General features: G+C 50.6%; 10 protein-coding genes and 1 pseudogene. 3 read left to right on the plus strand and 8 right to left on the minus strand.

Annotated features, from left to right (window positions below; genetic code table 11):
* Nucleotides 1-21 precede the first annotated feature (21 nt).
* A pseudogene (locus NQD60_RS04745) lies at nt 22-1,491 on the minus strand (AMP nucleosidase); the annotation flags it as partial.
* Between the two features lie 295 nt (nt 1,492-1,786).
* Here NQD60_RS04745 and NQD60_RS04750 point away from each other — a divergent pair.
* Nucleotides 1,787-2,764, plus strand: coding sequence for a homoserine kinase (locus NQD60_RS04750; protein WP_257099852.1), 978 nt, complete (start codon nt 1,787-1,789; stop codon nt 2,762-2,764).
* Nucleotides 2,765-2,962: 198 nt separating this feature from the next.
* Nucleotides 2,963-3,781 (plus strand): BPSS1780 family membrane protein, encoded by an 819-nt coding sequence (locus tag NQD60_RS04755; RefSeq protein WP_223691141.1) that lies wholly within the window; start codon nt 2,963-2,965, stop codon nt 3,779-3,781.
* Between the two features lie 253 nt (nt 3,782-4,034).
* Here NQD60_RS04755 and NQD60_RS04760 read toward each other — a convergent pair whose 3' ends face one another.
* Together NQD60_RS04760 and NQD60_RS04765 are read right to left on the minus strand one after the other, a co-directional pair.
* On the minus strand, nt 4,035-4,919 hold the full coding sequence (locus NQD60_RS04760) for an Rpn family recombination-promoting nuclease/putative transposase (RefSeq protein WP_257099853.1): 885 nt from the start codon (nt 4,917-4,919) through the stop codon (nt 4,035-4,037).
* Between the two features lie 342 nt (nt 4,920-5,261).
* A complete protein-coding gene (locus tag NQD60_RS04765) occupies nt 5,262-7,583 on the minus strand; it encodes a UvrD-helicase domain-containing protein (RefSeq protein WP_257099854.1) in 2,322 nt (773 codons plus the stop codon).
* A 574-nt stretch (nt 7,584-8,157) separates the two neighbouring features.
* Here NQD60_RS04765 and NQD60_RS04770 point away from each other — a divergent pair.
* Complete coding sequence (locus NQD60_RS04770) at nt 8,158-9,645, plus strand: DEAD/DEAH box helicase (RefSeq protein WP_306438064.1); 1,488 nt, start codon at nt 8,158-8,160, stop codon at nt 9,643-9,645.
* Here the strand turns inward: NQD60_RS04770 and NQD60_RS04775 are convergent.
* The 5 genes from NQD60_RS04775 to NQD60_RS04795 all read right to left on the minus strand — a co-directional run bounded on the left by NQD60_RS04775 (nt 9,636) and on the right by NQD60_RS04795 (nt 13,459).
* Complete coding sequence (locus NQD60_RS04775; RefSeq protein WP_257099855.1) at nt 9,636-10,070, minus strand: universal stress protein; 435 nt, start codon at nt 10,068-10,070, stop codon at nt 9,636-9,638. The genes NQD60_RS04770 and NQD60_RS04775 overlap by 10 nt on opposite strands.
* Before the next feature lie 105 nt (nt 10,071-10,175).
* Complete coding sequence (gene iscX / locus NQD60_RS04780) at nt 10,176-10,373, minus strand: Fe-S cluster assembly protein IscX (RefSeq protein WP_223691146.1); 198 nt, start codon at nt 10,371-10,373, stop codon at nt 10,176-10,178.
* A gap of 86 nt (nt 10,374-10,459) precedes the next feature.
* Nucleotides 10,460-11,056: a recombination mediator RecR gene (gene recR, locus NQD60_RS04785; RefSeq protein WP_257099856.1), complete on the minus strand. Its 597-nt coding sequence runs from the start codon at nt 11,054-11,056 to the stop codon at nt 10,460-10,462.
* A gap of 32 nt (nt 11,057-11,088) precedes the next feature.
* Nucleotides 11,089-11,415: a YbaB/EbfC family nucleoid-associated protein gene (locus NQD60_RS04790; RefSeq protein WP_257099857.1), complete on the minus strand. Its 327-nt coding sequence runs from the start codon at nt 11,413-11,415 to the stop codon at nt 11,089-11,091.
* 13 nt (nt 11,416-11,428) lie between these two features.
* Nucleotides 11,429-13,459 (minus strand): DNA polymerase III subunit gamma/tau, encoded by a 2,031-nt coding sequence (locus tag NQD60_RS04795; RefSeq protein WP_257099858.1) that lies wholly within the window; start codon nt 13,457-13,459, stop codon nt 11,429-11,431.
* Nucleotides 13,460-13,473 lie beyond the last annotated feature (14 nt).

Consider the following 13,473-nt stretch of genomic DNA (forward strand, 5'->3'; position numbering starts at 1 on the left):
AAACGCCGCCTCGGCAATATTTTATTGAAATGCTACCTCAGCAAAACTGCGCAGTTTACGGCTATGCAATTTATCTAGGCCGTTTTCGCGCAGTAATTCCATCGCACGCACACCAATCTTTAAATGCTGGCTGATTTGCGTGCGATAAAATGTGTTTGCCATTCCAGGCAGTTTTAATTCACCATGTAGCGGTTTGTCAGAAACGCATAAAAGTGTGCCATAAGGCACTCGGAAACGAAACCCATTGGCTGAGATCGTAGCGCTTTCCATATCAAGTGCAATCGCGCGGCTTTGCGATAGCCGGCGGATCGGCTCATGGTGGCTGCGTAACTCCCAATTACGATCATCCACGCTCGCTACCGTGCCAGTACGCATCACGCGCTTTAACGCTAAGCCTTCAAGCTGCGTGACATCGGCCACCGCCCGTTCCAGCGCCACCTGCACCTCAGCTAATGCCGGAATCGGTACCCAAAGTGGCAAATCCGCATCGAGTACATGGTCTTCGCGGACATAACCATGCGCCAGCACATAATCGCCTAGCCGCTGCGAATTACGCAAGCCGGCACAATGGCCCAGCATAATCCACGCGTACGGACGCAAAACAGCGATATGATCGGTGATTGTTTTAGCGTTAGAAGGCCCCACGCCAATATTTACCATCGTGATACCAGAGCCATCTGCACGCTTTAGATGATAGGCGGGCATCTGCGGTAAGCGCACGGGTGCGACCCCTTCAACGCCCCTCTGAACGCTATGCACCGCGAGATTGGCATTCTGGGTCACGACATCGCCGGGTTCGATAAAAGCCACATACTGGCTGCGATATGCGCTCTCAACCGGGTCGCTGGCAAGCGCCATTAAAGTACGCCCGAGTTGCACAAATTCATCGATGTAAAATTGATAATTCGTATACAGCACATAGTTCTGAAAATGCGCCGGCGAGGTCGCCGTGTAATGCTTGAGCCGATGTAAAGAAAAATCAACCCGCGGCGCAGTAAAGAGCGCCAGTGGATGGGGTTCGCCAGGCGATGGCTGATAGGTACCGTTCACAATACAATCATCGAAAGCAGCTAAATCAGGCATATCAAAAATATCGCGCATTTGACTAAGCTGATCATAATCCAGCGCGCCCTCTAGATGAATGCCCTCGGCAAACGCAAAATGGATTGGGATCGGTTGCCCCGATAAACCCACTTCAAGCTGCACTGAATGATTGCTGGCCAACAAGCTAAATTGCTGCCGATAGTAATAATCAAACAAATCTGGGCGCGTCAGGGTCGTATCAAACACCCCAGGACCTGACACAAAGCCATAAGCTAAGCGTGAATCAAGCCGAGTATTGTGCTTGATGCGCACCCTCACAAATGGGTAATACGCACGCACCCGAGTTTTAAACTGTTCACCGCGCTGATAACGTGCAAAGGCATCCCGCAAGGTGGCCGTGCTCATCGCATAGAGTTCGGCGACGCGATCAACAGCTAACATTGGATCTGCAATTTGCTCAGTGGTTATCATATTTAATCAATTCCTGCTCAGTGGTTATCATGCTTAATAAACTCCTGAATAGATGGGCGCGCTCTTGACCACCCTCGCCCGCTTGCCCTGCCTATGCTTTATTTTAGACTTCGCAAGGCTAAAGACAGAGTTTTCTACTGTAAGCTAAAAAGTGTAGCATTCTTGCAGTGCAAGTACGTAGCCCGCCCAATTTTTGTTTTGCGGCAGGTATGCTAGGTAGGTTTGCTAAAATCCTCCTTTCTGTCAAATCAAGCTAGTACTTTAAATCCGCATGGCTGTTTTCACCCCTGTCACCGAACCGCAACTTGCGCATTGGCTGCAACACTATTCGCTTGGACCCGTCCTCAGCTTACGTGGCATTACTGCGGGCATTGAGAACAGCAATTTTTTTCTCACCACCGGCAGCGGTCATTATGTGTTGACGATTTTTGAAAAACTGACCGCTAGCGAGCTGCCGTTTTATCTTAAGCTTATGCAGCATTTGGCTGCGCAGCAGGTGCCGGTGCCAGATCCAGTGGTGCGTAATGACGGTACGTTATTTGGCGAACTGTGCGGCAAGCCGGCTACCATCGTGACCAAACTAGAGGGCGCGGCCCAGTTCGTACCCAGTGCACATCATTGTGCTCAAGTTGGGAAAATGCTGGCGCAGATGCACCTGGCTGGGCGCACTTTTTCATTAGCGCAACCCAATTTACGTGGCCTAAGGTGGCAGCAGCAGGCGGCAAGCGCGGTCGATGCTTTTTTGACCGCATCACAGCGCGAGCTCTTACAGACTGAACTTGCGTTCCAACAAAATTTACAGATAAGTGCTGACTATCTTGCGTTACCTGAGGGGCCGTGTCATTGCGATCTGTTTCGCGATAATGTACTTTTTGTACCGGCGCAGGCAGCTCATCAAAATGAACGCCTAAGCGGTTTTTTTGATTTTTATTTTGCGGGTGTGGATAAATGGCTGTTTGATATCGCAGTAAGTGTGAATGATTGGTGTATTGAACCTTTAAGCGGCGAGTTCGATGCCGTGCGGATACAGGCATTTTTACTGAGCTATCAAGCAGTGCGCCCGTTTACTGCAGGCGAAACATTATGCTGGCACGCACTGTTGCGCGCCGCTGCATTGCGCTTTTGGTTATCACGGCTTTATGATGTTTACTTGCCGCGTCAGGCCACAATGCTTGAACCTCATGACCCTGCGCATTTTGAGCGGATACTGCGCGCTCATATAACGGTAGCAGCTTTACCGTCAGTTTAATTTTTTAGCCACTCCGCAAGCTATATATGCATATCAAGACAGCCACCGCCCAGCTTGGATCTTTGTGGTTTAAGGTGTTCGCCCCTTAAGTCGCGATTATTTTGCATGGCTAGGCGGCTAGCATCAGTTAAAATTGACCTACTCGCACATCACGGCCACGGCGTTGTCATGGCTTTAACTTTGAGAATAAACAACACTATGCATTTTAATAAAGTTCCCGCCAAAGCTGGCTATCTATGGTTTGAACAGGGGCTCCAGCTCTTTTGGAAAAACTTAGCCATTTTTTTGATTGGCTCTTTATGCTATTCGCTTTTGATGATGCCGCTCTCGGCTATGCCGATGCTGCTGAGCCATATATTGCCGCAGCTTCTATTTCCGCTGATCTCAATCTGCTTTATGACAGTCTGCCGCAATACACTCAAGCAAGAGCCCACTGCACCTGCCGCGTTATTCAACAGCTTACGCCTCACCTTTAGCAAGGCGACGGTGTGGCGGCTGCTTTTACTCGGTTTGTACTATACATTAGCGCTATTGATCATGTTTGCCGCCTCAGCATTGGTAGATAGTGGTTTATTAGTGCGCCTGGCATTATCTCCCAGTAGTCTCAAGCCGGAGATGCTAGAAAGCGGTCGTTTGACACTGTCCATCTTGGTAATGGCAGCCATCTACATACCCGTTTCCATGATGTTTTGGTTTGCGCCAGCTCTCAGCGCGTGGCATCAAGTGCCTTTGCGTAAAACGCTTTTTTTTAGCATGGTCGTGTGTTGGCGTAACCTGAGCGCTTTTATGCTCAATGGCTTAGTCTTGGCGGGTTTTGGCGTTGCCTTATTTGGTGCGTTGATCCTCTTATTTAAGCTAGGGGGTATTGAGCAAACGCCACAGATGTTAGCGTTTGTCGTCTCTATCATTGTGATGCCCATTTCCTTTTGCGCACATTATGCCAGCTATGTCGGCTGCTTCTCCAAAGAACCTAAGCATCCGCCATCAGTTAGCCATCAAGAAACAAATTTTAAGTAATTGATTATTAAATATTTTTAGACTCAACCTTGAAGCATAGGCATAAGTTGGAATGCCAGTTTCTGAGCGCGTTGAGTAATCTATTGACATCCTCGCCGGCCAAAGGCCGGCGATTCCTATTGCGCTCAACTCGGCATGGAGTCGAATGGAGCCGTTTCGGTGGGTTCCTGCTGCTGGCGGCATGACCTCACCGTTCACTTATATCCAACTCATGCACTCAAAAGACGCCATCCACATATCTAATGATGAGAGATTACATAAGCGCTAAAATTTTATCGTCAGAAAGCTTGGTCACTTGCTTAATAAAATCAAGCGCCACACCGTCCACCAACATATTTCTAGCTATTTCAAGCGTGGCTTCTTGCCAACCTTTTTGATGCCCTTCGTCAATCCAAGATTGTGCAATCGACATAATGTCCTCCTGATAATGTGGTGCATGGTTAATCACAAATTGGACAAACTGCTGCTTATCCATTCCTCGACCTTCTTTTACTAGATAATATAGCACCCCCCTTATTTTTTCAATCGCTAATGGATAGCGCTCAAAGAGTTCAAATACCTTAGGTACGAGTTGCTGCAAATCCCAGTTGTAGATGTATTTTTGCGCTAATTTCATTACTGCACAACGCTTATGCGTCATCAATACATCATCCGGTATTGCCGATAACGCAATCAGTTGGATGGATTTCGTCAGCGCAAATATTTCTTGTGCTATTGCTTTGTGCCTGAAGCATTCCAAAAGACTGAGCGGGCCTCTATAAGGGGCTGCTCCTCGATAGAAAATCAGCGGCAGGACCACGGGGAGCAAGGTATCACCTTGATTAAGGTGCTGCTTCATGATTGCGCTCTGGTAACGCCATAACTTAAAAGGGGTCAGTTTGCCCGCAACACTCTCGTGTTCGAGCAAAATATACGCCGAGCCTCGGTCTTTCGCCACGCGAATTGAATAGACGACATCGCAGTAATGCTGGCTTAAATTATCTTCAACGAATGCGCCCGGAGCAAGCGCCAGCGTATTAAAGTCAAACTGTTGCTGTAAAGGGGAAGGCAAATGTGTTTGCAGAAATTCTTTGGCAATCTCCACATCCATCAAAAACAGCTTGAATAATGCATCATGCGGCATCGATAAGTAGCTCATTTAGCAATCATCTAATCGTTGGTTAGTCATGTGCACACATTCTGTCACGGCGTCCCAACGATGAGTACTAGGCCAAATGGCTAATTCGTTAGCCTTGAAAGGGGCCGCCTCAGAATGCGGGTTAATTTAGGCTTGTTGGGTATATGTGTGATTTAAATTTGACTTGATTTTTATTACAGATGCTTCTGTAATGTGGTCCGGTCCCAAATCTCGGGGACTGAGAAATTGCCTAAACAGTGTGCGGGGCGCTCCGTACGCACGGCTCTTGGAGGAGAAACGAGGCCGCAATAATGCCTCGTTTTTACTCAACGTTAGATAATTGGACTGCGCTAGTGGCACTACTCACTCATCAATGGGCTGCAATTTTGCCACCGCTAGCGCCAGCCACTTCACCCCGTGTCGATTAAAGGTGACCTGCGCCCGCGCATCGTCGCCACTGCCCTCGAGGGCCGCCACCTTGCCTTCGCCGAACTTCGTATGAAAAACCGCCTGCCCCACCCAAAAACCGGTGGCGGCCGTACGCTGACGCGCTTCAAAAGCTGTCGTCGCAACGCGCTCCTCCGGCGCCGGTTTTTTGCCAAACCAATTGCGTCCCCAGCCGCTTTCACCACGGTTACCCGTAAAACTATTTTGCGCGAATGAATCGCGCTTAGGCGTCAACCACTTCAGCACCTCGGCAGGCAATTCGTCGATAAACCGAGAACACACGTTATAACGCGTTTGCCCATGCAACATACGGCTTTGCGCAAAGGATAGATATAACCGCACTTTCGCGCGCGTAATCGCGACATACAGTAAACGCCGCTCTTCTTCTAAGCTATTTGTATCCGCTGTACTATTTTGATGAGGAAACAGCCCCTCTTCAAGACCGGTGATAAAAACCGCATTAAATTCGAGCCCTTTGGCCGCATGCACGGTCATCAGCTGAACAGCGTTCTGCCCCGCTTGCGCTTGGTTATCGCCCGCCTCCAGCGAGGCATGAGACAAGAAGGCGGCCAGCGGCGTCATCATATCCGTGACTTCCGCCGTCAATATCAGTTGGGCGGACTCGTCTGCCAGCAATTGAGCAGCCGGTGTAGCACCCGGCGCTAAAGGAATTGAACGCGCTGGCGTAGCAAGCTCATAACCGCCCTCGGCCATAAAAGCCACCGCGGCATTCACCAATTCACGCAAGTTCTCAATCCGGTCTTGCCCTTCACGCTCAGTTTCATAATGGTTAAGCAAACCACTTGTCTGCGTAATATATTCAACTGTTTCAGGTAAGCCCATGGCCTGCGTAGCAATGCGCATGTGCTCAATAAGCTGGGTAAACGCGGTTAGATTTGCGCCTGATTTACCGGCAACATACGGTACCGCAGCCGCCAGCGAGCATTGGTGCTGCCGCGCCATATCACTTAATTGCTCAAGCGCACGCGCACCGATCCCACGCGTTGGAAAATTAACCACGCGCACAAATGAAGTGTCGTCATCCAGATTATCGAGCAAGCGCAAATAAGCCAGCGCATGTTTAGTTTCCTGCCGCTCGAAAAAGCGTAATCCGCCGTATACGCGGTACGGAATCCCTTGGCTAACTAACATATGCTCGAACACTCGAGACTGCGCATTGCTCCGGTAGAGCAAGGCGATTTCATCCAGCGCGGACCCCTGGTCAATCAGAGCGCGGACTTCTTCGGCCAACCAAGCGGCCTCGCGCGTGTCAGTCTCAGCTCTATAGACTCTTACCGGCTCGCCAGCCCCCGCTTCAGTAAAAAGATTTTTACCCAGGCGCTGCGCGTTATTTGCAATCAGACTATTCGCGGCATCTAAGATATGGCCATGAGAGCGATAATTTTGCTCAAGCTTAATCAGATTACGCACTTCAAATTCACGCTGAAAGTCCACCATATTGCCAACATTAGCGCCCCGAAACCCGTAAATACTTTGGTCATCGTCACCAACCGCAAAGACCGCCCCTTTGGGACCGGCTAACAGCTTTAACCACTGATATTGCAACCTGTTAGTATCTTGAAACTCGTCCACCAAAATATGTTGAAAACGCGCTTGATAATGCGCCCGTAGCGAAGTCTCACGGGCCAGTAGCTCATAACTGCGTAAGAGCAATTCGGCAAAATCAACCGTGCCTTCGCGTTGGCATTGGACTTCATAGGCTTCGTACAGCTCGACAAATTGACGATTAAAGTGATCACGCACGTCGACTTTAGCGGGTCGCAAGCCTTCTTCTTTGGCGTGATTAATAAAGTTCTGTAGATGCTTTGGAGGGTATTTTTCGTCATCGATATTCAGTCCTTTCAGCAACCGCTTAAGCGCAGACAGCTGATCAGCTATATCGAGAATTTGGAAGGTCGCAGGCAAGCCAGCCTCGCGGCAATGAACCCGTAGCAAGCGGTTGCAGAGGCCATGGAAGGTGCCAATCCACATGCCACGCGGATTGATTGGCAACAGCACCGTCAGGCGCGTAATCATTTCGCGCGCCGCCTTATTGGTAAAGGTAACGGCAAGCACTTCTGCCGGACTAAAACGGCCAGCTTGAATCAACCAAGCAATACGAGTGGTCAGCACCCGTGTTTTACCGCTGCCGGCGCCGGCAAGAATTAACGCCGGCTCATCCGGCAAAGTCACTGCAGCGCGCTGCTCGGGATTTAAATGGGTCAGTAAGTCGGGCATGAGGACACTTTAAAGTAGAGCCCTAATTATACGACGCGTTTAAGAGACCAGCGCACAGTTACAGTCTGAGACGGAGGGTTGGATTTACTGCCCTCGTTCTTAGCGCACTTTATTCTTCTAGCAAAATCAATGCTTGAGTCTTCTGTTCGGGCGGCAAGGCCTGGATATTTTTCTGCACCGCGGCCAGGACATTTTTATAATGCTCAGTCCCTTTTCCGGCAATGGCGTGTAAACAGAGGTTGATGTGGTTTTCTTCTGAAAGCCCGCTTATATAAAACCAGATACACCCACTAGCTTTATTTCTCTAAGTTATGTATAATGCTCGTTGCTTGCCGATTATAAATTGGTCAGCATCTCCGCGTTTTGTTTCTACCCAGCCTGGAAACTGTTCCTCCGTCTAGGCCGTGCTTTGCACGGATTCCCCATTCAGAGGCTGTTGCTTCTTTAATACAGCTTCCAAAACAATGCTCGCTCGCATAAACCTATGTTTTTAGCGTGTATCGCGCATTTCGGCATGGTATGACTTTAGCTTATAAACAGCCGGCGCATTGTTTATTTTTTAGGGATCCGTTCAATGAATTCTGATTATTCCACTAGCACACCTACACCAACAACTAGCACACCAGCATCTACGGCCGCCGATAGCGCAAAAAGCAACGCAGCTTTCGCAGCCCTTGGCCTATGCCCTGAAATTTTGTCAAGCCTCAGCACAGCAGGCTATACAGAACCTACTCCGGTACAGCAAAAAGCCATTCCCGCCGCACTGGCTGGCCGTGATTTGCTTGTATCAAGTCCGACCGGCTCGGGTAAAACAGCCGCCTTTATGTTGCCAGCGATTCAACGCTTTGCACAATTGCAAAAAGAAGACGCTCCAACTGCTGCTGCCGCAGCAGCCCCCGCTGAACGCTCTCGCGAGCGCCGTGGTGGCACTGGTCGTAATAGCCGCCAGCAGCCAACGGCTTACCCTGCGCTGCTGGTCTTAACACCTACCCGCGAACTCGCCACACAAGTTACAACGGCGGCAACAACCTATGGCAAACATTTAAAGAATTTGCGCACAGTCAGTATTTTAGGTGGTGTGCCTTATCCTCAACAGCTTGCATTGCTCGCTAAGCAGCCAGAGATCATCGTCGCAACACCTGGTCGTTTGCTCGACCATCTTGAGCGCGGCCGCATCAATTTGTCCAAATTAACCATGCTGGTGCTTGATGAAGCTGATCGGATGTTGGACATGGGCTTTATCGACGACATTGAAACCATCGTTGCCGCTACACCAGCAAGCCGGCAAACATTGCTTTTCTCGGCGACTATCGATAATCGGATTAGCCATCTAACCAAGAGCTTATTGAAAACGCCTGAGCGAATTGAGATCATGCACCGCCCTGAGCAACGTGCAAATATTACGCAATCAGTTCATTGGGTCGATGATCGCGCCCATAAAGATCGCCTGCTAACGCATTTATTGGCTGATCAAACCCTGGATCAAGCGGTTGTGTTCACGGCGACTAAAAGTGGCGCGGACGAACTGTCCGACCTGCTCAGCGATGCGGGCTTTTCGTCAGCGGCACTCCATGGCGACTTGCCACAAAATGCGCGGAATCGCACCATCCGCTCCTTGCGCGAGCGGCGTGTACGGGTACTCGTAGCAACCGATGTGGCTGCGCGCGGTATCGACATTCCCGGCATTACGCATGTATTTAACTACGATTTGCCGAAATTTGCCGAAGACTACGTGCATCGCATCGGCCGCACTGGCCGTGCGGGTCGCAGCGGGACTGCCGTCAGCCTGGCGCATCATAATGAAATGCAGGTGGTACGGCGGATCGAACGTTTTACCAAGCAGACGCTGCCAGTCAATGTGGTCGCCGGTTTTGAACCCCGCCGCACACCATCAGCGGCGGCGCCACGTCCAAGTAAAGGACGCACTACTGCTGCTCCACGCGGTGCAAAACCAAGCAACTACGGCCGCCCTTCTAATGCAGGACAAGGCTACCGTGGTAACAGCAACACCACCACCGCACGCCGGAGTTCTGCTGCGCGCCCTGGAGCACGTCAGCGATAAACAATCACCGGAACCTTGGTGTGCGTCAATACTCGCTGCGTTTCACTACCAATCAGCAGAGTACTGAGCCCACTGCGGCCATGGGAAGCCATTAAAATCACATCGCAGCCGCACACTTGTGCGGCTTCGATAATCCCCAAATAAGGCGATGCATGCGCACTGACATGACTTGTGCATGGCACTTGCTCATTCCTCGCCGCCTCCTTAACCTGTCGCAGATGCTCATGCGCCTCGCTTTCTTGGCGCTGGCGGAATTCAACCGGCGCCTCAATCGTTGCCTCAGCAAATAGCGGATAAGGATATTGCGGCAAACAGGCATACGCAGTGATATGAGCGCCTAACGCTTTAGCAAGCTCAATGCCACCGCGCATAGCCTTTTTCGATAGCTCAGATCCGTCAGTTGGAATCAGAATATGCTTAAACATAGCCTCTCCTTCTTCTATGGGCGCCTTTCTGCGCTGATGCCTAGTAGCACAGCTACACTTTCACCGCCCAATTAAAGCATAGACTATATTAATCGTTCCTGCCTTTTAATAATCCGAGTCTTCAATCCAAGCGGTTTGGATTGCTTCAAGTATTTTCTCACTCGAACGCTGAGGATCATCCTCAAAACCAGCAAGCTCTGTGACCCAACGGTGCAGATCTGTGAAACGCACATATTGCGGATCAATATCCGAGTGCTTATCCGTTAGCGCCATTGCGATTTCTTGGATATCAGTCCACTTCATCTCTTGTCTCCGGGTTTTATCCCTATTGAATAATGATGCAAAAAGGTTCTGCTGCTCACCGAACTCTGCCGACTCCGATTTTTTCTTTAAAGCGGGCGTCGATCAAGCACCGCGCGCGCAATTGTCCCGGCATCCGTATACTCAAGCTCAGCTCCTACCGGCACACCACGGGCGAGCCTGGTTGTCATCAAGCCTCGCCCTTTCAGCATCTGGCTCAGGTAATGGGCGGTTGCTTCCCCCTCATTATTAAAATTCGTCGCTAAAATCACTTCTTGTACTCGACCATCGGTGGCGCGCCGAAGCAGACGCTCAAAATTAATTTCGCGTGGGCCGACCCCCTCCAATGGGCTTAAACGCCCCATCAAGACAAAATATAAACCGCGGTAGGTCAAAGTCTGCTCGAGCATCAACTGGTCTGCTGGGGTCTCAACGACACACAGCAGCGCCGGATCCCGCTCAGGGTCTGCGCACGTCTCACAGGTTTGCGCCTCGGTCAAATTATTGCAGCACACGCAATGCCGCAAATTCTCCAGCGCCTGCGATAATGCCTCCCCCAAGCGGGCAGCGCCATGGCGGTTGTGCTGCATCAGATAATAAGCAATACGCTGCGCGGATTTGGGGCCAACCCCGGGCAATACGCGCAAGGCATCGATTAACGCGCCCAGACTCGAAGGGGATGTCATGCCAAACTATTCATCAAGCGTCAGATTGCAACTTAGAATGGCAGCTTAAAACCTGCTGGCAAAGGTAGGTCGCTGGTCACACTCCCCATTTTCTCTTGCGTTGCTTCGCTGACCTTATGCACCGCATCGTTAAACGCCGCGGCGATTAGATCTTCAAGCATATCCTTATCATCGTCAAAAAGACTTGGATCGATCACTACACGGCGTACTTCGTGCTTACATGTCATGGTTATTTTGACCAGGCCGGCACCCGATTGACCTTCAACTTCGATCAAAGCAAGTTCTTCTTGCACTTTACTCATGTTTTCTTGCATTTGCTGAGCTTGCTTCATAAGCCCGGCGAGTTGGTTTTTCAACATTAATAGCTCCTCTTTAAATATTGGAAATGTTTGTGGGTTGCACCGGCTTGATCGAGCCTGGTACGACAGTTGCATCAAAATCGCGAATCAGCGCTTGGGCAAATGGGTCTTGCGCCAGCGCCTGCTCCGCAACTTGCTGGCGCTGAACATTTTGAGCGGCATCTAGCGCCGCCGCAGTTTGCATTACCGGGCCAATCTCGGTAACCAGCTTGAGTGGCTTGCCCAAATATTCAGTGAGCGCTGTGCGCAACTTATCAACTTGCAAACGCTCAGCAAGTTGCGCTACCGATACTTTTAATGTCAGCGTTGCCCCCTCAATACGCACAAGCTCACTACGATATGCCAGCTCTTTCACCAAGCCACGCAATGGCAAACGTGCCACCAGCGACGGCCAATCATGCTCCACAAACCCCAACGCCACGAGTGAATCTGTTGGCGTAGAGACGTCCACATGATTAGGCATAGCGGCCTGCGCCAATTCAGGCGCAGACTCCACTGGGCGGCTTGCTTGGCTTGCTTGGCTTGCTTGGCTTGCTTGGCTTGCTTGGCTTGCTTGGCTTGCTTGGCTTGCTTGGCTTGCTTGGCTTGCTTGGCTTGCTTGGCTTGCTTGGCTTGCTTGGCTTGCTTGGCTTGCTTGGCTTGCTTGGCTTGCTTGGCTTGCTTGGCTTGCTTGGCTTGCTTGGCTTGCTTGGCTTGCTTGGCTTGCTTGGCTTGCTTGGCTTGCTTGGCTTGCTTGGCTTGCTTGGCTTGCTTGGCTTGCTTGGCTTGCTTGGCTTGCTTGGCTTGCTTGGCTTGCTTGGCTTGCTTGGCTTGCTTGGCTTGCTTGGCTTGCTTGGCTTGCTTGGCTTGCTTGGCTTGCTTGGCTTGCTTGGCTTGCTTGGCTTGCTTGGCTTGCTTGGCTTGCTTGGCTTGCTTGGCTTGCTTGGCTTGCAGCAATTGTAGGTCTGGCACCCGCTGTATTTGCTGGATAAAATGCCAACATTCTTAACAGCGTCATCGTAAACCCGGCATATTCGTCCGGCGCGAGTCCAAGCTCAGAACGGCCAATAGTTGCAATCTGATAATACAATTGCACCTGCTCTGGCGAGAATAGGCTAGCAAAACGCCGGATATCTTCTGCTTCAGGCAACTCATCAAGGACCGATTGGGGAGCCACTTGAGCCCATGCAATCTGATGCAACATCGTAGATAAATCTTGCAACGCCAGCAAAAACGATAAGCTGCGGGCGGCAAGCTCATCAGCAATCGCCAACACCTCAGCACCATCAGACGCTGCAATGGCATCCAGGAGCCGAGTCAAATAATGCTGGTCAAGCGCTCCCAACATGCCCCGCACCGCCTCTTCACTAATTTGGCCTGCGGCATAAGCAATCGCCTGATCTGTGAGCGACAGTGCATCGCGCATACTGCCATCTGCCGCGCGTGCTAGTAAGCGTAACGCTTGCAGTTCAAAACCCAGCTTCTCCTCCGTGAGGACTTTCTGCAAGTGTGCAACAATATGCACCGCAGGCATCTGCTTAAGATTAAACTGCAAGCAACGTGATAGCACGGTTACCGGGATTTTCTGGGGATCAGTAGTAGCTAGAATAAATTTGACATGGGACGGCGGCTCTTCAAGCGTTTTTAACATTGCATTGAAGGCGTGATTGGTCAGCATATGCACTTCATCGATCATATAGACCTTGAAGCGCGCATTAACTGGCGCATAGACCGCGCGCTCAAGCAAACTAGCCATTTCATCAACGCCGCGATTGGACGCTGCATCCATTTCTACATAATCGACAAAGCGCGCTTCATCAATTGCACAACACGCTTGGCATTGGCCACAAGGCGTTGCTGTAATACCCATCTCACAATTGAGTGCTTTGGCAAAAATACGTGACAACGTGGTTTTACCGACACCACGCGTTCCGGTAAATAGATAGGCATGATGTAGCCGCTGCTGTTCAAGCGCATGAGTAAGCGCTCTCACTACATGCTCTTGTCCAACTAGCGACGCAAAATCCTTGGGCCGCCATTTGCGCGCGAGAACTTGATAGGTCATCGAAAAATTTTAAA

This window comes from Mycoavidus sp. SF9855 (assembly GCF_024582735.1).
Lineage (GTDB): Bacteria > Pseudomonadota > Gammaproteobacteria > Burkholderiales > Burkholderiaceae > Mycoavidus.